Source organism: Methylobacterium sp. 092160098-2, from assembly GCF_028920805.1.
GTDB classification, from domain to species: domain Bacteria; phylum Pseudomonadota; class Alphaproteobacteria; order Rhizobiales; family Beijerinckiaceae; genus Methylobacterium; species Methylobacterium fujisawaense.
Map to the genome: position 1 here is coordinate 4,160,327 of NZ_JAQPZJ010000001.1, position 22,645 is coordinate 4,182,971.

Annotated in this window: 20 protein-coding genes and 1 other RNA gene; 17 read left to right on the forward strand and 4 right to left on the reverse strand. The window is 71.4% G+C overall.

From position 1 onward, the window contains the following. Positions 1–101: 101 nt before the first annotated feature. Positions 102–269, forward strand: coding sequence for a hypothetical protein (locus tag PQI07_RS19595; protein ID WP_158498453.1), 168 nt, complete (start codon positions 102–104; stop codon positions 267–269). A 27-nt stretch (positions 270–296) separates the two neighbouring features. Continuing rightward, positions 297–725 carry a DUF4339 domain-containing protein gene (locus tag PQI07_RS19600; RefSeq protein WP_182593116.1) on the forward strand — a complete coding sequence of 143 codons (429 nt, stop codon included), beginning with the start codon at positions 297–299 and terminating at the stop codon, positions 723–725. Positions 726–733: 8 nt separating this feature from the next. On the opposite strand, the gene PQI07_RS19605 is transcribed toward PQI07_RS19600, so the two are convergent. After that, positions 734–1,645 (reverse strand): DUF6925 family protein, encoded by a 912-nt coding sequence (locus PQI07_RS19605; protein WP_274927244.1) that lies wholly within the window; start codon positions 1,643–1,645, stop codon positions 734–736. 175 nt (positions 1,646–1,820) lie between these two features. Here PQI07_RS19605 and rfbC point away from each other — a divergent pair, with 175 nt between their 5' ends. From rfbC to rfbA, 4 genes are all read left to right on the forward strand, one after another. Next, entirely contained in the window at positions 1,821–2,372 is a 552-nt protein-coding gene (gene rfbC, locus PQI07_RS19610; protein WP_274927245.1) for a dTDP-4-dehydrorhamnose 3,5-epimerase, read from the forward strand. A gap of 91 nt (positions 2,373–2,463) precedes the next feature. Then, positions 2,464–3,513, forward strand: coding sequence for a dTDP-glucose 4,6-dehydratase (rfbB, locus tag PQI07_RS19615; protein ID WP_043757626.1), 1,050 nt, complete (start codon positions 2,464–2,466; stop codon positions 3,511–3,513). Beyond that, positions 3,513–4,418 (forward strand): dTDP-4-dehydrorhamnose reductase, encoded by a 906-nt coding sequence (gene rfbD / locus PQI07_RS19620; protein ID WP_274927246.1) that lies wholly within the window; start codon positions 3,513–3,515, stop codon positions 4,416–4,418. Before rfbB ends, rfbD begins: the two co-directional genes overlap by 1 nt. Continuing rightward, positions 4,415–5,314: a glucose-1-phosphate thymidylyltransferase RfbA gene (gene rfbA / locus PQI07_RS19625; protein WP_043384277.1), complete on the forward strand. Its 900-nt coding sequence runs from the start codon at positions 4,415–4,417 to the stop codon at positions 5,312–5,314. The genes rfbD and rfbA overlap by 4 nt, the downstream gene beginning before the upstream one ends. Before the next feature lie 28 nt (positions 5,315–5,342). Here the strand turns inward: rfbA and PQI07_RS19630 are convergent, their stop codons facing one another. Further along, positions 5,343–5,609, reverse strand: coding sequence for a hypothetical protein (locus PQI07_RS19630; RefSeq protein ID WP_051044598.1), 267 nt, complete (start codon positions 5,607–5,609; stop codon positions 5,343–5,345). Between the two features lie 169 nt (positions 5,610–5,778). Between PQI07_RS19630 and PQI07_RS19635 the strand changes: the two genes are divergently transcribed. From PQI07_RS19635 to PQI07_RS19655, 5 genes are all read left to right on the forward strand, one after another. Further along, positions 5,779–6,876, forward strand: a complete 1,098-nt coding sequence (locus tag PQI07_RS19635; protein WP_043757619.1) for an OpgC family protein — start codon at positions 5,779–5,781, stop codon at positions 6,874–6,876. Further along, positions 6,837–7,769: an SGNH/GDSL hydrolase family protein gene (locus tag PQI07_RS19640; protein ID WP_043757616.1), complete on the forward strand. Its 933-nt coding sequence runs from the start codon at positions 6,837–6,839 to the stop codon at positions 7,767–7,769. Before PQI07_RS19635 ends, PQI07_RS19640 begins: the two co-directional genes overlap by 40 nt. A gap of 56 nt (positions 7,770–7,825) precedes the next feature. Then, entirely contained in the window at positions 7,826–9,166 is a 1,341-nt protein-coding gene (locus tag PQI07_RS19645; RefSeq protein ID WP_274927247.1) for a lipopolysaccharide biosynthesis protein, read from the forward strand. Beyond that, entirely contained in the window at positions 9,163–10,302 is a 1,140-nt protein-coding gene (locus tag PQI07_RS19650) for a GNAT family N-acetyltransferase (protein WP_274927248.1), read from the forward strand. The genes PQI07_RS19645 and PQI07_RS19650 overlap by 4 nt, the downstream gene beginning before the upstream one ends. A 340-nt stretch (positions 10,303–10,642) precedes the next feature. Further along, positions 10,643–10,897, forward strand: a complete 255-nt coding sequence (locus tag PQI07_RS19655) for a hypothetical protein (RefSeq protein WP_043757611.1) — start codon at positions 10,643–10,645, stop codon at positions 10,895–10,897. A gap of 10 nt (positions 10,898–10,907) precedes the next feature. Here the strand turns inward: PQI07_RS19655 and PQI07_RS19660 are convergent, their stop codons facing one another. After that, on the reverse strand, positions 10,908–13,277 hold the full coding sequence (locus PQI07_RS19660; RefSeq protein WP_274927249.1) for a PAS domain-containing sensor histidine kinase: 2,370 nt from the start codon (positions 13,275–13,277) through the stop codon (positions 10,908–10,910). Positions 13,278–13,464: 187 nt separating this feature from the next. Next, positions 13,465–16,086, reverse strand: a complete 2,622-nt coding sequence (gene pepN / locus PQI07_RS19665; RefSeq protein WP_274927250.1) for an aminopeptidase N — start codon at positions 16,084–16,086, stop codon at positions 13,465–13,467. Positions 16,087–16,485: 399 nt separating this feature from the next. Between pepN and PQI07_RS19670 the strand changes: the two genes are divergently transcribed. The 6 genes from PQI07_RS19670 to PQI07_RS19695 all read left to right on the forward strand — a co-directional run bounded on the left by PQI07_RS19670 (position 16,486) and on the right by PQI07_RS19695 (position 22,644). Next, on the forward strand, positions 16,486–16,926 hold the full coding sequence (locus PQI07_RS19670) for a VOC family protein (protein WP_043350719.1): 441 nt from the start codon (positions 16,486–16,488) through the stop codon (positions 16,924–16,926). 53 nt (positions 16,927–16,979) lie between these two features. Further along, positions 16,980–17,378: RNase P RNA component class A (gene rnpB / locus PQI07_RS19675), an RNA gene on the forward strand. 499 nt (positions 17,379–17,877) lie between these two features. Next, complete coding sequence (gene rsmH / locus PQI07_RS19680) at positions 17,878–18,870, forward strand: 16S rRNA (cytosine(1402)-N(4))-methyltransferase RsmH (RefSeq protein ID WP_043757603.1); 993 nt, start codon at positions 17,878–17,880, stop codon at positions 18,868–18,870. Then, positions 18,867–19,280: a cell division protein FtsL gene (gene ftsL / locus PQI07_RS19685; RefSeq protein WP_043384256.1), complete on the forward strand. Its 414-nt coding sequence runs from the start codon at positions 18,867–18,869 to the stop codon at positions 19,278–19,280. Before rsmH ends, ftsL begins: the two co-directional genes overlap by 4 nt. Before the next feature lie 54 nt (positions 19,281–19,334). Then, positions 19,335–21,176, forward strand: coding sequence for a peptidoglycan D,D-transpeptidase FtsI family protein (locus tag PQI07_RS19690; RefSeq protein WP_420845385.1), 1,842 nt, complete (start codon positions 19,335–19,337; stop codon positions 21,174–21,176). 10 nt (positions 21,177–21,186) lie between these two features. Then, the gene (locus PQI07_RS19695; RefSeq protein WP_274927251.1) at positions 21,187–22,644 is read left to right on the forward strand and encodes a UDP-N-acetylmuramoyl-L-alanyl-D-glutamate--2,6-diaminopimelate ligase; all 1,458 of its coding nucleotides are present in this window, start codon (positions 21,187–21,189) and stop codon (positions 22,642–22,644) included. Position 22,645: the final 1 nt, after the last annotated feature.

Sequence of the window (22,645 nt, forward strand, 5' to 3'; positions counted from 1 at the left end):
GGTCGCTTCTGACCCGCGCGGCGCTCGCGCTGCTCGTCCTCTGGTCGCCCCCGGTCCAGGCCGCCGCCCATCAGCTCGTGCTCATTCAGGATTCCGGATGGATGGAGCCGTTCCTGAGCGCCGAGGGCTCGCAATTCCGGCCCTTCGTTGAGGCACTGGCGGCCGCCATCCGCGTGCCGGAGGGCACGATCGCGATCGGGACCTTCGACCAGGACGGTCAGGTTCCCGGGCGCACGTCGCCGCGCATCCTGCACAAGATGCGCAAATAGGCGCCGCCGGGCTCGGGCCGCACCGCCGTGACGGCCCTGTTCTCGCTGAACTACTCGGCGCTGAGTCGAGCCGTGCTCGCCACACGCGGGAGTCTGGACTTCGAGGAAGCCGCCGCTCAGGCCGGCCTCGACAAGGTCGCGGCCTTCTTCGGGGTCGCCCGGGGCGAGGCCGAGCGCCACCTCCCGACCGTCGATCCGGCGGCCTTCGCGACCGACGCCCTGCTGCGCCTTCTGGATCGGACGCCGCCGGCCCCGCCGGAGGAGACGGCGATGCGGTTCTATCTCTATCGCGACGCGGTGACGGGGCCGTTCCCGCTCTCCGCGCTCGTCGGCATGGCGCGTTCGGGCGCCCTGCGGGCGGACACGCCGATCCATCCGCTCGGGGGAGCGTGGATGCCGGCCGGCGGCCAGCCCGAGCTGGCGCCGCTCTTCGTGCCGGCGCCGCCGGACCTGTGACGTCCCGCTCAGCCGGCCATGGCCCTCCGCTGGGCGCGCGCCGCTCGGACCGCCAGGCGGGCGAACCGTCCGTCGACGTGCGACGGGTCGGGATCCTGCCCGGCCAGGATCGTGCGGCGCAGGGCGACCAGCGCGGGATCGCCCCAGGCGTCGAGCACCAGCGCGAACGCCGCGTGGCGTCCGGCATCGAACGGGATCGGCCGACCGGGCCGGTCCCAGGCCGGATGCGCCGGATGGAGCGCGCCGCAGGGCACCCAGCCCTGCGGGATCGGCGCGGTGGCCGCATGGGTCCGTCCGAGCCGCAGCAGCTGCGGCAGGACGTGGCTCTGCGGTCCGGACCCCGCTTCGGCCGGATCGGGCCCCGGGGCGAAGACCTCGATGCGCCCGCAGCGCGTGATGAAGACCCGGTCCGGGTGCGCCGCGAGCGACCGCAGGATTCCCGCATCGCCGGACGCCAGGAGCGGCCGGCCCGCCAGCGCCTGAAGCCTACCGATGCCTTCGGGATCGGCCACCCGCAGGCACGCATCCACGGCGCGCAGGCCGAGGCCGAGGTCGAACAGGGACGCGGCGCGGTCCTGCGGCCGGATTGCCGCCGCATCGGGCCCCATCTCGGTCAGTACGGTGCGCCCACCCATGGCACAGGCCGCTTCGGGGAGGCAGAGCGCGATCGCTTGGCTCCAGCCGTCGTTGAAACCGGTCTCGTAGGCGAACGGCCTGAGCTCCGGCGGCACCACGAGGGCGAGGGCGCCCCGGGCCGTGACGATGCCGATCCCCCCATTCTCGAGGGGCCGGGCCGCCTCGTCAGGGTCCCGCGCGAAGACGGCGCCGGCTCCGTAGCTGCCGAGGCTCCACGTGCAGGCCGGATCGGCCATTTGGGCCCGCAGCAGGGTCTCCACCGCGGATGCCGGTCCGGTCGTCATCGGCTCCTCGCACGCACGCCACAGCAGCGGGCACGCCTTGACACGGACGGCGAATGACCGGAAGTCGCGGGGCATCACCGAGGTTGTGGTCGGCAAGGCGGGCGCGCGGCCCCGAACGACCGATGCGGAGACGTCCGCTGGACCTCGCGACGGGATCCGCAAGAAGGGCGCTGGCATGGACGTCATCGAGACCGAGATCCCGGACGTGAAGCGCATCGCGGTGAAGCGCTTCGGCGATACGCGGGGCTGGTTTTCCGAGACGCTCCGGGCCGACGCCCTGGCGCGGGTCGGCATCACGACGCCGTTCGTACAGGACAACCAGTCCTTCTCGGCGCCGCAGGGCACGATCCGCGGGCTGCACTTCCAGATCGCGCCCCGGGCCCAGGCCAAGCTGATCCGCGTGCTCCAGGGCGCGATCCTCGACGTCGCGGTCGACATCCGCAGCGGGTCGCCGACCTACGGAAAATACGTCGCCGTCACCCTCGACGCCGAGACGGGCGATCAGCTCTACATCCCGCACGGCTTCGCCCACGGCTTCTGCACCCTGACCCCCGACGTCATGGTCGCCTACAAGGTCGACGAATACTACAGCCCCGAGCACGACCGGGCGCTCGCCTGGAACGATCCCGAAGTCGGGATCCCGTGGCCGGTCTCGGGCGAGGCGGCCATCTTGTCCGACAAGGATCGCCGCGCCCCGCGCCTCGCCGATCTCGGACAAGTCTTCTGAGCCGCGCGGCCCGGCCGCAATTTCGTCACGCCGGCCAGTCTTACGCTGCCCGGCTATTCCGTTTCCGACCTATCCGAAGAGGTGACACGCCATGCGCATCCTGGTGACCGGAGGCTGCGGCTTCATCGGCTCGGCGCTGGTGCTGCACCTCGTCAACGATCTCGGCCACGACGTCTGCACCCTCGACGCGATGACCTATGCGGCCAACCCGGTCTCGCTGGCGCCGCTCGCCGACAACCCGCGCCATCGCCTGGTCGAGGCCGACATCTGCGACCGCGCCGCCGTGCAGAAGGCCTTCGCCGACTTCAAGCCGCAGGCGGTGATGCATCTGGCCGCCGAGAGCCACGTCGACCGCTCGATCACCGATCCGGGCGCCTTCGTGCGCACCAACGTCATCGGCACGCAGACCATGCTGGATGGGGCGCGGGGCTATTACGAAGCCCTGCCGGAGGCGGACAAAAAGAGCTTCCGGTTCCTCCACGTCTCCACCGACGAGGTCTACGGCTCGCTGCCGCCGGACGCGTTCTTCACCGAGGAGAGCCGCTACGATCCGCGCTCGCCCTACTCGGCCTCGAAGGCGGCCTCCGACCACCTCGCCCGCGCCTGGCACGAGACCTACGGCCTGCCGGTGCTGGTGACCAACTGCTCGAACAATTACGGGCCGCGGCACTTCCCCGAGAAGCTGATCCCGCTGATGATCCTGAACGCCCTGGAGGGGAAGAAGCTGCCGGTCTACGGCGACGGCCTGAACGAGCGCGACTGGATCCACGTGGAGGATCACGCCAAGGGCCTCGTCGCCGTGCTGGAGCGCGGCCGGATCGGCGAGACCTACCTGCTCGGCGGCCGGGCGGTGCGCAACAACCTCGCGGTGGTGAAGGCGCTGTGCGCGGCCTTCGACCGGCTGCGTCCGCAGAACGCCCCGCACGAGCAGCTGATCAGCTTCGTGGCCGACCGCCCGGGCCATGACCGGCGCTACGCCATCGACTGCACCAAGGCCGAGGCCGAACTCGGCTGGCGCCCGCAGAAGACCTTCGAGCAGGCGCTTGAGGAGACCGTCGCTTGGTACCTCGCCAACGAGGGCTGGTGGCGCCCGATCCGCGAGGGCCGGTACAAGGGCGAGCGCCTGGGACTGAACGGCTGATGGACATCCTCGTCCTCGGCGGCGCGGGCCAGGTCGGCACCGAGCTGCAGGCCCTGTCCTGGCCGGACGGCGTCCGCGTGCACGCACCGGGCCGCGCGGATCTCGACATCACCGACGCGGACGCCGTCGCGGCGGCGCTCGCCGCGCGCGACTACCGGGCGGTGATCAACACCGCCGCCTACACGGCCGTCGACAAGGCCGAGTCCGATGTGGTCGCGGCGTGGCGCCTCAACGCGCTCGCGCCGGCGATCCTGGCGGCCGCCACGACGTCGCGATCCATCCCGCTCGTCCACGTCTCGACCGACTACGTCTTCGCCGGCACGAAGCCCGACGGGACCTACGCGCCCGACGCACCGATCGACCCGCAGAGCGTCTACGGCGCCAGCAAGGCCGCCGGCGAGCTGGCGGTGCGCACCGGCAATCCGCGCCACGCCGTCGTCCGCACCGCCTGGGTGGTGAGCCCGCACAGGGGCAACTTCGTCAAGACGATGCTGCGACTCGCGGCCGAGCGCGATGCCCTGACCGTCGTCGACGACCAGCACGGCTGCCCGACCTCGGCCGCCGACCTCGCCGCCGCCCTCGCGACGATCGCGCAGCGCATGGCCGGGGATGCGGACGCTCCCACCGGCACATTCCACTGCGTGAACGCCGGCGACACCACATGGTGCGGCTTCGCCGAGGCGATCGTGGCGGGCTCGGCCCGCCGCGGCGGCCGCTCGGTGCCGGTCAAGGGCATCCCGACTTCCGCCTATCCGACACCGGCCCGGAGGCCGGCCAATTCGCGCCTGTCCACCGACAGCCTCACGGCCGCTTACGGCATCGCGCCGCGGGCCTGGCAGGCGGCACTCGACGATATCCTGGACCGGCTCGTCGGGCCGGTTTCAGAGGGAGTTTCCAAGCCATGAAGGGCATCGTTCTGGCCGGCGGATCCGGCACGCGCCTGCACCCGGCCACGCTGTCGATCAACAAGCAGCTCCTGCCGGTCTACGACAAGCCGATGATCTACTACCCGGTCTCGGTGCTGATGCTGGCCGGCATCCGCGAGATCCTGATCATCTCGTCGCCGGAGCACCTCGACAATTACAAGCGGCTGTTCGGCACCGGCGAACAGTTCGGGCTGAAATTCTCCTACGCGCTGCAGCCGCGGCCGGAAGGCCTCGCCCAGGCCTTCGTCATCGGGCGCGACTTCGTAGGCGACGACGACGTGGCGCTGATCCTCGGCGACAACCTGTTCTTCGGCGCCGGCATGGGCGAACTCCTGGATCGCGCCGCCGCGCGCAAGCAGGGCGCGACCGTCTTCGCCTACCACGTCGACAACCCGCAGGCTTACGGCGTGGTCAACCTCGACAAGGCGGGCCGCCCGACCAAGATCGTCGAGAAGCCGCAGAACCCGGAATCCACCTGGGCGGTGACCGGCCTGTACTTCTACGACAATCAGGTGCTCGACATCGCCGCCGACGTGAAGCCCTCGGCCCGCGGCGAGCTGGAGATCACCAGCGTCAACGAGGCCTACCTGCAACGCGGGCAACTGCACGTGGAGCGCATGTCGCGCGGCTATGCGTGGCTCGACACCGGGACCCACGACAGCCTGCTGGAGGCGAGCGAGTTCGTCCGCACCCTGCAGCACCGCCAGGGCCTGCAGGTCGCCTGCCTGGAAGAGATCGCCTACCTCCAGCACTTCATCTCCCGCGACCAGCTCGTGGCCCGGGGCGAGATGTTCGCCAAGACCGCCTACGGGCAGAACCTGCTGCGCCTCGCCCGCGAGAGCGAGGACGACCTGCGGCTGCGTCGCGGCAAGTAGCCGGAGTGCCCTCGGTCGGACGCGCCTCCTATTTCGGAGCGCATCCGATGCAGATGCCCCGCATGATCCGATCGTTCTGCGCCTCGTTCGGCGTGAGCGTGCGCCGGTCGTCGGGCGTCGCCGCGCCGGCCCCCCGGCTCGGCGGCATCACACGGCCGAGGGAGGAGGTGTTCGGCGCGGTCGCCGTCGAGGCGGGACCGCCGCCGGTGCCGGTCTGAGCCTGCGCCGCCGCGGCGCTGGCCGCCAGGATTGGCAGGAAGATCGCGAGGCCGAGGGTGGTGAGCGGTCGGGTCATCTGTCTGGAACTCCGTGCCGGGCCATAACGCGGGTGTGACCATCCGGTTCGACCCCACGGGCCGATCCCTACCTTTGTTCGCCTTTGCAGAACCGATGCGGCGCCGTATCAGGAGCCGCGTTCCCGCAGCCGACATTCTGAAGCGTCGAAACCCGGAGCCGCCGCGACGATGCGGGACCCCAACGCGATCGACTTCTGGCGCGGCTTCGCCCTGATCACGATCTTCATCAACCACATCCCCGGCAACACCTTCGAGCGCTACACCTTTTCGCAATACGGCATCTCGGACGCGGCCGAGCTGTTCGTGTTCCTCGCGGGCTGGTCGATCGGCATCGCCACACGGGGTCGCGACGGCAACCCCGAGCCGCCCGGACGGAGCGTGGTGCGGCTGCTGGCCCGCACCGTCGAGGTCTACCGGGCGCAGCTCACCGTCATGCTGCTGGCGCTGGCGATCATCGCGGGCGCGGCGCTGCTGCTCGACAACCCGCTCATCCTCGAATGGCACAATGCCGGCGGCTTCTTTGCGGACCCGATCCAATCGGTCTGCGGCATGGCGCTGCTGACCTACCAGCTCGGCTACTTCAACATCCTTCCGCTCTACGTGCTGCTGATCGGTATCGCGCCCGTCTTCGTGCTCGTCGGGCGCGTCAGCCTGCTCGCGGCCCTGGCGCTCTCCGTGGGCGTGTATCTCGCCAGCCTCATCTTCGGCTGGAACCTTCCGTCCTGGCCGGGGGAAGGGGACTGGTTCTTCGATCCGTTCTGCTGGCAGCTTCTGCTCGTACTCGGCTTCGTGCTTCAGGGCTGGAACCTGCGCTCCGATATCCTGCGCCGCTGGGCGCGACGCCTGTTTCCGATGGGCGTCGTCATCGTTCTCCTGGGGATCCTGCTCGCGGTGACGGAGATCCGCCCGGATCCGATGCTCGTTCCGGAGCCGCGCCTGCTCTTCACGTTCGAGAAGACCTACCTCACACCGGCCCGGCTGCTTCATTTCTTGGGGGTATTGTTAGCGTTTGCGCCCCTTTACAGGGTACTCGCCCCCCGAATCGGTCGCATTGTCGGTTATCTAACTCAGATGGGCCGGAACTCGCTGGCTGTCTTCTCGATGGGTTCGATCCTGAGCCTGATCGGGCAGCTCGTGCGTTTCCAGACTGGCGGCGGCGTGCCGATCGATATGCTGGTCGCCGGCTCGGGCCTCGTCGGGCTGGGGTTTACGGCATGGTTCGTCGAATGGCGCAGCCGCAGCAGATCGTCGCGACCGCGGGCATGATGCGGGCGGGGTATCCTGTGCGCCCATCCCGGGCCGTCCGGACCGGTGCCGCCGGCGGGCTCGCCCCGGCGCTGGCCACCTGGGTCCTGACGGCCAGCCTGTGGGGCATTCCGGTCGGATCGGCCGCGGCGGAGCAGCCCACCATTCCAGCGCCGGGTGATCCAACCCTCTCCCTGGAGTGCCGGGTTCCCGGCGCACAATTGTACACCGTGGCCCAGCTGGGCGCCGTCAAGGCGGCACTGGCGGAGAACCGCCCGCTCAAGATCCTGGCGATCGGCGGCAGCGCGGCGCCCGGGGCGTCCGCCTCCTATCCGGCCAAGCTCGAAGCCGCCCTGGAGCACGCTCTGCCGAAGGTCGACGTGACGATCGACCATCGCGGCCTTCCGGGCGAGATCGCCTCCGGGGCCGCCGAGCGCCTGAGGACCATGGTGGCCGAGGCCGAGCCCGACCTCGTGGTCTGGCAGGTCGGCACACACGATGCCATCGCCCGCGTCGACGTGGACGCCTTCGCGAGCGCGCTGGCCGAGGCCGTCGGCTGGATCCGCTCTCACGAAATCGACGTGGTGCTGGTCGACCCGATCTATACCGCAAGCATGGCGGCCGACGTCGACTACAACCGGATCGTCGAGGCGGTCCGCACCGTCGCGACCCAGCAGGGCGTGCCGCTCGTGCGACGCTACGAGGCGCTGCATTACCTGTCGAGCCGCACGGACAAGGGCGAGGGGCACATGCTCGGCCGCCAGTTTCGGCTTAACGATCTCGGGTTGCGGTGCATGGCCGAGCATGTCGCCCTGACGATCGCAACCTCCCTGATGCGGACCGAGACGCCGAAGGAACCCAAGGCGGCCCCGGCCCAGCCGCCCTTAACCGAGCCGCAACGCGCCCCGGGCTAGACCGGACGGCCAGAGATCGGCCTCCCGCCGAGTTCAGGACGGGCGCGGAGCGCGTAGTGTCAGCCACGGCTCTCCCTCTCCGCGCGTTCCGGCACCTCCGGGCTCTGAAGATCGGTCCCCAGCGGGCGGCCCTCACGGTCTTCGCGATCCGCGTGGGGGCAGCCGGCTTCGCCTACGGCGCGCAGGTGCTCGCGGCCCGGATGATGGGCTGGGACGCCTACGGGATCTTCGCCTCGGTCTGGGTCTGGACCGCGATGCTCGGCCATACCCTGACCCTTGGCCTGTCGCAGGGCGCCTGCCGCTTCGTGCCGGGCGATCAGGCGCAGGGCGATCTCGACCTCGCGCGGGGCTATATCCGGGCCGGCGCCCTGGTGACCGGCGGTGCGGCCCTCGCCATCGCGGGGCTCGGTGCGGCCCTGCTGATGCTCGAACCGGACCTGTTCGCCCCGGCCTACTGGGCCCCGATCGCGGTCGCGCTCGGCGTGATGCCGCTCTTCGCGCTCCAGGATTACCTCGAGGGCGTGGCCCGCAGCCAGAACTGGGTCGGGCTCGCCATCGCGCCGCCCTACCTCCTGCGCCAGACCCTGATGATGGGTTGCATGATCGCGGCGATCCTGCTCGGCGCGCCGCCCCGCGCCGAGGTGGCGATGGCCTGCATGCTGATCGCCGCCGCCGGCGCCACGGGCCTGCAGGCCGCCCTGCTCGCCGCGCGGCTTCGGCGGAGTCTGCCGGCCGGGCCGCACCGCTACCGGTGGCGGGCTTGGCTGGGGACGAGCCTGCCGATCGCCGCCATCGACCTCGCCAATGCCGGCTTCACCTTCGTCGACGTCATCGTGCTCGGCGCCCTGGTGGGCCCGGCGGAGGTCGGGGTCTACTTCGCGGCGACGCGGATCCAGCAATTCGTCGTGTTCGTCCACTACGCCGTCAGCGCGGCGACGCTCCAGCGCTACAGCGCCGCCCAGGCACAGGCCAACCGCTTCCTGCTCGCCGAGCTGGTCCGCCGCCAGGGCCGCATGACGGCAGCCGCGACGCTCGTGGTCGGCGGCGCGATCCTGGCCGTCAGCCCCCTGCTGCTCGCCATGTTCGGCCCGGGACTCGGCGCCAGCGTGCCGATCCTGTGCATCCTGATCGCCGGCAGCGTCGGAGCGAGCCTGTTCGGGCCGGGGGAGGATCTGCTCACCATGCTGGGCGGCGAGCGGCTCTGTGCCGGCATCACCGTGGGGAGCCTCGTCGTCGCCGCAGGTCTGTGCCTCGCCCTGGTCCCGGCCTTCGGGACGCTCGGCGCCGCCATGGCGGTGGCGCTCGCGACCATGGGCCGGGCCGCCCTTCTGGCCCGGGCCGCCGGGCGGATCCACGGGCTGCCGACCCCGGTCTGGGCCGCCGGGATGGCCCGATGACCGCGGCGCCCCCCCTCCGCGCGCCTTCCGACGTCGCGTTCGCGCTGACCGACGCACCGGATCCCGTCGCCTGGGATGCGCTGGTCGCAGCGAGCACCGCCCCGCATCCGCATTTCGCACGGCACGTGATCGATGCCCATCGGGCCGCAGGACTCCTGTCGGCCGCTCTGCGCTATGTCACGGTCCGCCAGGGAGACCGGCTCGTGGCGCTGCTGCCGTATGCGCCGACCCGCGACCTGTGCGGCCTCGGCAGCCGGATCCTGCGGCCGTTCCTCTCCCCCTACGTGACCGCCACCGCGCCGCTGATCGCCGACGGCCCGGACCGGACGGCCCATGCGCGGGCGCTGGTGGCCGGCCTCGAGGCGGCTTCCGGCGGCCGGGCGTGGCGCTGGCCTCTGCTGCCGACCGGAGAAGGCGCCGTGCCGGACATGCTGGCGGAAATGCGCCGGCGCGGCTGGGCGATCGGCACGGTGGCGGCCTTCGACCGGCCGGTCATGGACCGGCGCGCCGACCAAGCGGCGTTCCTCGCCGATCATCCCAACCGGGCGCGCTTCAAGGATCTGCGTCGCCGGGCGCGCCGTCTGGCGGAGACCGGCGCCGTCGCCCATGTGAGCGCCGCGGACGGACCGGACCTCGCCCGCCTCGTTGCGGCATTTCTCGACCTGGAGCGCGTCGGCTGGAAGGGAAAGGCCGGCACCGCCATGGCCTGCCGCCCGGAGAGCGCCGCGCTCGCCGGCGCCCTGTTCACGGCGACACCGGGCCCGGTCGGCGTCCGGGCCGATGCGCTGACCCTCGACGGGCGGCCGATTGCCGTCAGCCTGGCCCTCGTCACCGGCGGCACCGCGACCCTGCTGAAGACCGCCTACGACGAAGGCCTGCGCAGCCTCGCCCCGGGCCTCCTGCTGGAAGCCGAGATCGTGCGGGCCTGCCACGAGACCCGCTTCGCCGAACGCCTCGACTCGGCGACGTTGGACGGTTCGGCTCTGGAAAGCCTCTACCGCGACCGGACCCCGATCGCCGAGATCATCGCCGTCCCGCCCGGTCGGCAGGTGATTCCCCTGGAGCGGCGCCTCCGGCTCGCCCGATTCGAGCGGGACGCGCGCGCCGCCGCCAAGCGGGCGCTGCGGCGGCGCTAGATCGGCGCGGCGCAGGTCGCACCCACGGGCGCCCTGCGGAGATTTGCGAGCGCGATCTCCGGTCATCCGCCCCGGGAAGGCCGGTGACGGCGCCCGTGCTCCGCGCGCAGGCCGGCCCGGCGGCGTGTCCGAGCCAGGGCGCCAGGGCGAACTGCGCGTTGCCCGCGACCGCATCGCTCGTATTCTCCACGTCCGGTCCGCCGCACGGACCACCTGCCGGGCCACCACCGGACCGGCCCTGGGGTTTGGCGCCGGGTAGCCATGCCGCGGGAGGACCGGCAGCCGGGCCGCTCGGAACCGCGGCCCGGTCGCGTCGGGCGATCAGCGCAGAGGGGGCATCATGGACGACTGGAAAGCGGGGCTCCGGGCGGAACTGCGGGCGATCGACATCGCCACCGGCGACGCGGCTTCGGCGCAGCTGCCGGACCTGCTGCGACGCCTGAGCCGACATCAAGCCGGGCTGGGTCGCAACCCTGTCCTGTCCCTCTATCGCCAATGGCGCATCCGGAGCTTGGCGCGGGCCGTGGCGGATGCGCGCTGGCACGTGGAACAGGGGCGCCGCGCGCGCCTCGGCGGTCTCGATCCGCGGTCGTGAGAGGGTGCGGTCAGGCCGCGGCGGATCGGCCGGCCGCGCCGCGACCCGACCGCGGCGTCTCACTCAGGGTCTTCAACCCGGGGCCGGCCGCCGCGAGGGGGACCGGCGGATCCAAACGGTCGGCCGGCACGGCCGGCAGGCGCACGAGGACGATCGTGCCCACCGTTTCCTCGGAACGGATCCGAAGCGAACCGCCATGCAGCTCGACCATCGAGCGGGTGATGGCGAGGCCCAAACCCGATCCCTTGTGGCTGCGGGTCATCTGCGTCTCGACCTGGGTGAAGGGCCGGCCGAGCCGGTCGAGATCGGAGCGCGGAATGCCGATGCCGTTGTCCTCGATGTACAGATGCGTGCACGCCCCGGCACGGCGCGCGCGCACCGCGACGCGCCCGCCGGCGGGCGTGAACTTCACGGCGTTCTGCAGGAGGTTGGCGAGGATCTGCCGGATCGCCTGCGGATCGGCCAGCAGGTCCAGCCCGGACGTCACGTCGACGCTGACGGTGATCGCCTTCTCGCGGGCGGCCGGCTCGACCGGGGCGAGCGCAGCCGTGATGGCGGCCTCCGCCGAGATCGCCTTCGGGATCAGCCGCACCCGCCGGGCCTCGAGGCGGGCCATGTCGAGGATGTCGTCGATCATGGACAGCAGATGCGAGCCGCTCTCGCGGATGTCGCGGCAATATTCGGTGTAGCGCGGGGTGCCGAGCGGGCCGAGCACGGCATTCTCCATCACGTCGGCAAAGCCGATGATGGCGTTGAGCGGCGTGCGCAGTTCGTGGCTCATATTGGCCAGGAATTCTGCCTTGGCCTGGTTCGCGGCCTCGGCGACCGCCTTCTGGTCGAGATAGCGCTCGGCGAGGTCGGCGAGCTGCTGGGTCTGAAGCTCGAGGGTGCGGCGGGACCGCTTGAGGTCCTTCACGGTCTCGATCAGTTCGCGCTCGGACGCGAGGAGCTGCTCCTGATTGCGCTTCAGGCTGGTGATATCGGTCCCAACCGAGACGTAGCCCCCATCCTTGGTGCGCCGTTCGCTGATCTGCAGCCAGCGGCCATCGGTGAGTTCGGCCTCGAAGGTCCGGGCCGCCATGCTGGTCAACGCCATGCCCGCCTCGGGTGATTCCCGACGGACCTGAGGCAGCACGCCGCGACCCATCACGTCCGTGTAGCTTCGCCCGGCCTGCGCATCCTCCGGGCTCAGGGCGTGGAGGTGGCGGAACTTGGAATTGCACAGGACCAGCCGATTGCCGGTATCCCAGAGCACGAACGCCTCCGAGATCGCCTCGACGGCGTCGCGCAGGCGCATGTCGGCCGCCGCGTTGGTCTCTTCGAGGGCCCGCTGTTCGCTGATGTCGGTGGCGATGCCGACGAGGTGGCGGCCACCATCGGCGGCGTCGGCCACGACCTCGGCCCGGGCACGCAGCCAGACATAGGCCCCGTCGGCGCCGCGCATCCGGAAGGCGTGGTCGATATGCGTCTGGTTGGCGGCGAGCCCCCGGGCGAGGCTGTACAGGTCGCCATCATCGGGATGGACCAAGCCGTTGACGTCGCCGAACGAGAGATACTCGTTTTGTCTCCGGTAGCCGAGCAGCGTGTACATCGAGTCGGACCAGTAGATCCGGCCCCGGGCGATGTCCCAGTCCCACAGCCCACAGGCACCCCGGCGCAGGGCGGTCTCGAGGCGACCGCGGATCTGCTCGCGGGCGCGGTCGGCCCGGGCCGCCTGACGGGTCTGCAGCCCGTAGGCCAGTCCGACGCCGACGATCACGAGGGCGGCAGCGGCGATCAGGACGATCTGGTCGCGGGTGCGGGCGCTCCAGCCACGCAGCAGCGGCTCGATGGGCTGCAGCACCGCCACCTGGCCCGCGCCGCCCGGGAGGCTGTGCATGGCGGCGAGCACGCTCTCGCCCCCGGGGAGCTCGAGGGCCATGGCGCCGGCGCGCTCGCCGAGGCCGGAGAGCGGCTCGCTGTCGCCGAGGACGGCGGCGAGCGTCGTCCGGTCGGCGGGCAGCGGCGGATGGGCGGCGAGAATGCGGGTGTCGGGGCGGACCACCAGCAGGCGGCGGCCGGGATGCCGTTCGCTCTCCGGCATCAGCGCCCGCAGGTCCTCCGCGACGGTACCGGTCGGGTCCACCGCCCGGGCGGCCAGACGGGCGAAGCCTTCGACCTCGGCCCGGGCACCGGCCAGGATCTCGGCCCGCTGGCCCTGGATGTGAAGGGCCGCGAGCCCGACGAGGCAGGCCAGGAACACCGCCAGCGTCCCCGGCACGGCGTAGCGCAGCAAGCGTTCGGCTTGGCCGAGCCGCGGATCCCGGGTCCGCATCGGCCAGGAGATCGTGAGATTCGAATCCGCACGCGCGGAGAAGGAAGCGGAAGCCGCCTCCGGCATGGCCGAACCTCACCCGTGGGAACAGCGATCCGGTACGGGCGCCCGGCCCCCGAAGGCCCCCCGAATCTGAGTGAATACAATCACCTCGGGGGGCCGTTTGTCCACGGGTTTTTTACCATAACGACTTGACGCCCGTCGGGTGTTGCGCGGCCGCCAGAGAATCAATTTCTACCGCAGGTTCAGACGCTTAGCCGTCTCCAAGGGTGCGGGCGAGGATGTCGGCCGTGTCCCGGGAAAGGCCGGGGATCGCCTTGATCCCATTCAGCATTTCGACCGCTTTGGCGCCGCGTGATTTTTCCAGCCGACGCCATGATCCGAAGGCCGTGAGGAGCCGCGCGGCAACCTGTGGGTTGGTCGAATCAAGCGCCGCGACCGTATCGGCCACGCGGGCGAAGCCCGACCCGTCCGGCCGGGCGAACTGGGTCGGGTTGCCGAACGCGAAGCTTCCGATCAGCGCCCGGACGCGGTTCGGATTGGTCATGGTGAAGGCAGGGTGCTCCTGGAGCCGGGCGATCCGGTCGAGCGTGCCGGGTTCCGGGATCTGGGCCTGGATGGCAAACCACTTGTCGAGAACGAGGGGTTCGTCGGCGTAGCGCGTTGCGAACTCCGCGAGGGCAACCTCGCGGGTCTCGCCCGGAACCAGCGCCAGGGTGCCGAGGGCGGCGAGCCGGTCGGTCATGTTGGTCGCCTCGGCCAGGCGCTCGGCGGCGCGGGCCGCGCCGGTCCGGGGATCCCCGGCGGCGATCAGGTCGAGGGCGGCGTTGCGGAGCGACCGGCGCCCCGCCGAGGCGGCGTCGGGGCTGTAAGGGACACCCGCGTCCGGCACGAGCGCCGCGTCGATCGCTTCGAGCCGCGGCCGCAGGACCTGGCCGAGACGGGTCCGCAGATCGGAACGCCCCCGGTGGATGGCGTCGGGATCGACCTCGGCCGGGACGGCGTCGGCGGCCTCGCCTTCGCTCGGCAGTGCCAGGACCAGCGCCGCGAAGGCCGGGTCGGCCAGGGCCTCGCCGTCGAGGAAACGGCCGAGCGCCGCCGCGAAGGCCTCGGTCCGGTCAGGGTCCGGGTTGAGGATCAGCCGCAGCGCCACGTCCTGCGCGGCCTGCCAGCGATTGAAGGGGTCGCTGTCCTGCGCCAGGAGCCGCATCCGCTGCGCATCCGTCAGGCCGAGATCGAGCTTCACCGGCGCGGAGAAGTCGCGCAGGAGCGACGGGACCGGCTCCTCGGCGACGGCGTCGAACACGATCGCGGCCTCCGGGCGGTCGAGCACGTAGACGCCGTCCCGCACATCCGGGCAGGTGGCGGCGGTTAGTGGCCCCGTGGCCCCCACGAGGCCGAGGGCCACGGGGATGACCAGGGGTGTCTCGTCGGAGTCGGCCGTGCCGGGCAGGCTCTGAGCGAACCGGAGGGTGTAACGCGCGGCGGCCGGATCGTAGACGGCCGTGACGGCGAGGCGGGGCGTACCGGGGCGCTCGTACCAGCGGGCGAACGCATCGAGGTCGCGCCCCGTCACGGCCGCGAAGGCCGCGAGGAAATCCTCCACGGTGGCGGCGCGCCCGTCGTTGTCGGCGAAGTAGCGGTCCATGCCGGCCCGGAAGGCCTCGGGACCGATCAGGGTCCGCAGCATCCGGACGATCTCGGCGCCCTTGTCGTAGACGGTCGCCGTGTAGAAGTTGTTGATCTCGGCATAGGCCCGCGGCCGCACCGGATGCCGCAGCGGCCCGGCATCCTCGGGGAACTGACGCGCCCGCAGCGAGCGCACCTCGGCGATGCGATGCACCGGCCTGGAGCGCATGTCGGAGGAGAATTCCTGGTCGCGGAAGACCGTGAGACCCTCCTTCAGGCAGAGCTGGAACCAGTCCCGGCAGGTGACGCGGTTGCCGGACCAGTTGTGGAAGTACTCGTGGGCAATGATCGCCTCGATGGCGGCGTAATCGCCATCGGTGGCGGTCTCGGGGCTGGCCAGCACGTACTTATCGTTGAAGATGTTGAGGCCCTTGTTCTCCATGGCGCCCATGTTGAAGTCGGACACCGCGACGACGTTGAACACGTCGAGGTCGTAGGCGCGGCCGAAGGCCGTCTCGTCCCAGGCCATGGAGCGGATGACGGCGTCCAGGGCGTAGCCCGCCCGATCCTCCTTGCCGGGCTCGACGTAGACCGCGCAGCTGACGGTGCGGCCCTCCATCGTGGTGAAGGGGGTCTCGACCTTCCCGAGCCGGCCGCCCACGAGGGCGAACAGGTAGGCGGGCTTGGGGTGCGGATCGTGCCAGAGGGCGTAATGGCGGCCGGGCCCGGCATCGCCGGCCTCGGCGGGATTGCCGTTGCCGAGCAGGACGGGCGCCTCGGTCCGGTCGGCCTCGATGCGCGTGGTGTAGACCGCCAGCACGTCGGGACGATCGAGGAAGTAGGTGATCCGCCGGAAGCCGTCCGCCTCGCACTGGGTGCAGTAGACCCCGTTCGAGCGGTAGAGCCCCATCAGCTTGGTGTTGGCGGTCGGATCCACCTCCGTGACGAGGCGCAGCGCGAAGGGCCGCGGAGGCGGATCGCGGAGGATGAAGCCGGACGGCGTCGCCGCGTAGGCGTCGGGCGCCAGCGGCGCCCCGTCGAGTTCGGCCGAGACCAGCCGGAGATCGTCGCCGTCGAGGGTGAGCGGAGCCGCCGGCACACCGGCCGGGTTCGGCCGCAGCGTCAAGGTCGCGTCGATGCGGGTCGCGTGCGGGTCGAGACGGATGTCGAGGTCGACCCGATCGATCAGGTAGTCGCTGGGCCGGTATTCCTCGAGGCGGATCAGCGGCGGCGTCTCGGTGCGCATTCGGCTCACTCCGGGTGCGGGATGGGCCCGTTCTGGTCCCTCGGCGCGCGCGGCGCAACGATCGGAGCCGCCGAAACGGCCCCGGAGAGACGGCGCGCCGTCGGGACAGCCTTCGCGCGTCAAACCGATCCGATCACCGCGCCGCATCGCCCGGCGCTGGCGGCCGGCCGCGGCAACGGACGCGTCCGCGGTCGTCTTTTGGCGGTAGCCTCCCTCGCGCCGGACGCCGGATCGTCACGGGACGCAGGAGCGCCAGGGTCGATTTATGGCCCGTCCGGCGCGCGCGGCCTTCTCACCGCCGGGCCGGCCGCTAGCTAGCGGTGGCGATCAGCCGGAGGCGGGACGCGCGTCCCGAACAGGACGCACGATCGACCTCCGACCAGCCACAGGATAGGTCCGATGGAATACCTGCACACCATGGTCCGGGTCGCCGACCTCGACCGGGCCCTCGCCTTCTACGTCGACACGTTCGGCCTGAAGGAGGTCCGCCGCGTCGAGAACGAGAAGGGGCGCTTCACCCTCGTGTTCCTGGCCGCCCCCGGCGACGTCGAGCGGGCCACGGCCACACGATCCCCGCTCATCGAGCTGACCTACAATTGGGATCCGGAAACCTACTCAGGCGGGCGCAACTTCGGCCATCTCGCCTATCAGGTGGACGACATCTACGCCTTCTGCGCGCGGCTGCAGGAGAAGGGCGTGACCATCAACCGCCCGCCGCGCGACGGCTACATGGCCTTCGTGAAGTCGCCGGACGGCATCTCCATCGAGATCCTCCAGAAGGGCGGCGCCAAAGCGCCGCAGGAGCCGTGGACGTCCATGGAGAACACCGGCACCTGGTAGCGCGGGTCGACTCCCTTGACCCGGACGGCCCCGCGGGCGCATCTGCCCGCGGATCAGCCGGCCGGGCGGCCGCTCCGGACGCGCGAGCGTCCGGGGAGGAAAGTCCGGGCTCCATGGAGAGACGGTGCCGGATAACATCCGGCGGGGGCGACCCCAGGGACAGTGCCACAGAAAGCAGACCGCCCCGGATCCGTCCGGGGTCAGGGTGAAAGGGTGCGGTAAGAGCGCACCGCGGACGCGGCAACGCGGACGGCACGGCAAACCCCACCGGGAGCAAGACCGAATAGGGGCGGCGCGCCCTTCGCGAGAAGGGCAGGCCGGCTCTCCAGGCCAGTCGCCCGGGTTGGTTGCTCGAGGCGGTCGGCAACGACCGTCCCAGAGGAATGGCCGCCACGTCGGCGCGCGCGAGCGCTCCGGCCCTACAGAACCCGGCTTATAGGCCGGCTGATCCACATCCCGATAAGCCCTGCGTCCTCAACGCCTTATCGGCCCGGCGCCGCGCCCGCGCCGCAGCACGCCGCGCCGAAGATTCCGGTGCGGAAAAAACCTTCGGTTAACCTTGCCGGGTTCAGATCGTTCGGCGCGGCAGCGCCAAGCTTGTGCGTTGACGATCCTCCGAGGCCCATGATACCCGGCATCCTCCCGTCAACGGCGTGTATCGGATCGCCGGGCGCAACCTGCCTTCCTGCAGGTCCCGTCCGTGCGCGGCGTTTTGCGCGCTCCGCATCCGGTGCCGTTCCCGTCACGCGCGCCGCGCTCGCGCGGCCCGGCACAGGGCACCATGAGACGCACGAGCCGCTTCCGCGTCCGGATCTCCGGACCGCGCCGATCCTCCGCCGGTTCTCGCAACCCGCGTCGCGCCCCGTCGGCGAGGCGCCCGTGAGCCGGCGCCGTCCTTCTCCCGAGAGCTCGCCCCGCCACAGCGGCGCCGTCGCGCCGTCGGAACCGCACGTGCCGGTCCTCCTCGATGAAGTCGTCGAGGCGCTCGGCACCGCGGGCGGGATCGCGGTCGACGGCACGTTCGGTGCCGGCGGCTATACCCGCGCCCTCCTGGCGGCGGATCCGGACCTGCAGGTCGTCGCGATCGATCGGGACCCCACGGCGATCGCAGCCGGGCAGGCGCTCGTCGCGGAATCCGGGGGGCGCCTGCGCCTCCTGCCCGGCCGCTTCGGCGCGCTCGACACCCTCCTGGCGGAGACGGGTCTCGCGCAGGTCGACCGGGTGGTCCTCGATATCGGCGTCTCCTCGATGCAGCTCGACGTGCCGGAACGGGGCTTCTCGTTCCGGAGCGACGGGCCCCTCGACATGCGCATGGGCTGCGACGGGCCGAGCGCCGCGGACCTCGTGAACGAGGCCGACGAGACCGTGCTCGCCGACATCCTCTATCATTACGGCGAGGAGCGTCGCTCGCGCGCGGTGGCACGGACCATCTTCGAGGCGCGCCGCCGCGGCCGGATCGAGACCACGGCGCAGCTCGCGGAGCTGGTCGCCAGCGTCGTGCGCGTCGAGCCCGGCAGCCACATTCACCCGGCGACGCGGACGTTCCAGGGCCTGCGCATCGCCGTGAACGACGAACTCGGCGAATTGGTGCGGGCGCTGCACGCCGCCGAGCGCGTGCTCAGGCCGGGCGGCCGGCTCGCCGTCGTGACGTTCCATTCGCTCGAGGACCGGATCGTCAAGCAGTTCTTCGCCGCGCGGAGCGGCCGCTCCGCGCAGGGCTCTCGCCATCTCCCGGGAGCCCCGGTCGAGACCGTCCGCAGCTTCCGTCTCGTCACCAAGGGCCCGGTCCTGCCGGGCGAGGCCGAGACCGCCCGCAACCCGCGCGCCCGGTCCGCCAAGCTGCGGGCTGCGGAGCGTACCGAATCCGACATTCCCGAACCGCTGGCGGCCCTGACCGCCCTGGCGAGCCTGCCGGATGCGGCCCGCGGAGGCCATCGCCGATGATCCGCCTGCTGAACCTGCTGGCGGTGGCCGGCCTCGTCGCCTCGGCGATCTACGCCTACTCGATCAAGTACGACACGCTCTACCAGGGCGGTCAGGTCTCCAAGCTCCAGACGGCCCTGCACAAGGAACGGCAGGCGATCGCCGTGCTGCGTGCCGAGTGGCAGCTTCTGACCCGGCCCGACCGCCTCCAGGCGGCCGTCGACAAACATCTGGCTCTGGAGCCGATCGGCACCAGCCACTTGGCGCGCCTCTCGGACCTGCCCGCCCGACAGGAGCGCGGAGACGAGATCGGCCGCCTGCTCGCCGCCACGGCGACCCCCAAAGACAAGGGCACGATCGAGCCGCGAACGACCGGCGCGATCACCCGCACCGTCACCACGACCCGCACCCCGCCGACGGCTTCGAGGTAATCCCCCGTGTCCGATGACGCCGCCCAGACCCTAGAGCCGACGGTCGAGCCCGCCGTGTCGGACCACGAGGCCGCGCTTCTCGAGGCTGCCGCGCTGGCGCATGCCGCGGGCGCGCCGCGCCCTGTCGAGGAGGAGGCGCGCGAGCCGGTGCCGCCGTCGGAGCGCGCAAAGCTGCTCCTGCGGAGCATGTTCCGGCTGGCCATCGAGCGCTCGCACATGCGCGTCGCCCTGGTCGGCCTGGTCTTCGTGGGCGTGTTCGGGACGATCTCCGCCAAGCTCCTGATGATGGCGATCTTCGGGGATCCGCCCAGCCAGGAGCACCGGGTCGCGGCCGCATCCTCGACCGCCTTCCGGCCCGACATCATCGACCGGAACGGCGAGATCCTGGCCACCGACATCCGCACGGTCTCGGTCTTCGCCGAACCCGGGAACATCTACGACAAGGACGAGGCGGTGGAACTCCTCACCGCGGTCCTGCCGGAACTCAACGCCTCCGAGCTGCGCGCCAAGCTCACCCAGCGCAAGGACAAGAAGGGCGCCGGCTTCGTCTGGGTGAAGCGCGAGCTGACCCCGAAGCAGCAGGCCGAGGTCCACCGGCTCGGCATCCCGGGCATCGGCTTCCTGCCCGACCACAAGCGCGTCTACCCGAACGGCGTCGCGGCCGCCCACATCCTGGGCGCGACGAACCTCGACGGCATCGGCATCGCCGGCATGGAGAAGTACATCGACTCCACCGGCCTGCAGGCCCTCAACAGCTTCGGGCTGATCAACAAGCAGGCCGACCTGAAGCCGGTGCAGCTGTCGATCGACCTGCGCGCGCAGTTCGCCGTCCGCGACGAGCTGGCCTGGGGCATCGACCACTTCAAGGCCAAGGCCGGCGCCTCCATGATCCTCGACGTGAAGACCGGCGAGGTCATCGCGCTCGTGTCCATGCCCGATTTCGACCCGAACGATCCCAAGGATGCGCTCTCGCCGGATCGCATCAACCGCATGAATGTCGGCGTCTACGAGATGGGCTCGACCTTCAAGGCGATGACGCTCGCCATGGCGCTCGATTCCGGAAAGTACAACGTCAACTCGACCTTCGACACCCGGGGCGGCGTGCTGAACTGGGGCCGCCAGAAGATCCACGAGTACCACGGCACCAACCGCGTCATCACCATGCCGGAGGTGTTCACCCACTCCTCCAACATCGGCTCCGCCAAGATGGCGCTCGGCGTCGGCGTGCCCGGTCACAAGGCCTTCCTGAAGAAGATGGGCCTGCTCGACCGGCTGCGGACCGAGCTGCCCGAGAGCGCGGCGCCGATCGTTCCGTCCCGCTGGACCGAGATCAACACCATCACCATCGCGTTCGGCCACGGCATCGCGGTGGCGCCGATCCAGGCGGCGGCAGCGGTGGCGGCCATCGCCAACGGCGGCGACCTGATCACCCCGACCTTCCTCAAGGCGAACCCCGACGACAAGGCGCGATCCACCCACGTCCTGTCGGGCCAGACCTCCGAGGCGATGCGCTACATCATGCGGCTCAACGCCTCCGAGGGCTCGGCCAAGAAGGCCGCGGTCCCGTACTACTTCGTCGGCGGCAAGACCGGCACGGCCGAGAAGGTGATCGGCGGACGCTACATTCACAACCGCCTGTTCACGACCTTCATGGCGGCGGCGCCGATGAACGACCCGAAGTACCTGTTCGTCACGATCATGGACGAGCCGCAGGGCCTGCCGGAATCCGGCGGCTATGCCACCGCGGCCTGGAATTCCGGCGTGGTCACCGGCAAGGTGATCGAGCGCGTGGCGCCGATCCTCGGCCTGCCGCCGCAATTCGAGCCGCCGGTGAGGCCGTTCCCGCAGATGGTCAAGCTCAACGCCTACCACGTCAACCAGCTCGGCGGCCCATGAGGGTGGATTCATGAGTGCGCGGCTCGCCGACCTCTTCCCCGAGGCCACCGGCCCGGCCGCGGACCTGACCGTATCGGACCTCACGGCCGACAGCCGGCAGGTCGCCACCGGCACGGTGTTCGTGGCGGTGCCGGGCACGAAGGCCGATGGCCGGCGCTTCGCCGCGCAGGCCGCCCAGCGCCGCGCCGCCGCGGTGGCCGGGGAGGGGGCCCGCCCCGCCGACCTGCCGGACGCGGTCGCCTGGATCCCGGTCGCCGACGCGCGCCGGTCGCTCGCTCTCGCCGCGGCCCGCCTCGCCGGCGCGCAGCCCGGGACCGTGGTGGCCGTCACCGGCACCGCCGGCAAGAGCTCGGTGGCCGACTTCGTGCGCCAGATCCTGGCCCGCCTCGGACGCGACGCCGCGAGCCTCGGCACCGTCGGAATCGTCACGAACCGCGGCGCGCAGTACGGATCCCTGACCACCCCGGACCCGGTGACGCTGCACCGGACGCTGGCGCGTCTCGCCGCCGAGGGCGTCACCGACCTCGCCATGGAGGCCTCCTCCCACGGGATCGAGCAGCGCCGGCTCGACGGCGTGCGCCTCGACGCGGCGGGCTTCACCAATCTCGGGCGGGACCATCTCGACTACCACGCGAGCATCGAGGAATACCTCGCGGCCAAGCTGCGCCTGTTCACAGACCTGCTGCCGCCGGGCTGCCCGGCCATCGTCAATGCCGACGGCGCCTATGCCGAGCGGGTGATCGCCGCGGCCGAAGGCGCAGGACGTCCGGTCCGCACGGTCGGGCGGGGCGGCCGGGATCTGCACGTCGAATCCGTCCGGACCGAGGGGTTCGCGCAGGCCGCCCGGGTCCTGTTCGCCGGCCGGGCCCGGGATCTGCGCCTGCCGCTCGTCGGCGAGTTCCAGGTGGAGAACGCCCTGGTGGCGGCCGGCCTCGCCCTCGCCACACCGGCGGGCGCCGCCGATCCCGACGGCGTCTTCGCCGCGCTCGACCATCTCACCGGCGTCCCCGGCCGCATGGAGCGGATCGGCGAGGCGCGGGGCGGGCTCTGCCTCGTCGACTACGCCCACAAGCCGGAGGCCCTGGAGAGCGTGCTCGCCGCGCTCCGCCCGTTCGCGTCGGGCCGGCTGATCGTGGTCTTCGGCTGCGGCGGCGACCGCGACCGGGGCAAGCGGCCGCTGATGGGCGCCATCGCGAAGCGGCTCGCCGACGTCGTCATCGTCACGGACGACAACCCGCGCACCGAGGATCCCGCCACCATCCGCCGGGCGATCCTGGACGCCGCTCCGGGCGCAGAGGAGATCGGCGACCGCTCCGAGGCGATTCACAGCGCCGTCGGCCGGCTCGGACCGGGCGATGTCCTGGTCGTGGCCGGCAAGGGCCATGAAACCGGCCAGATCGTGGGGGATCGCACGCTGCCGTTCTCGGACCATGCGGTCCTGCGTGCCGCGATTGCCGCGGCGGCCTGAG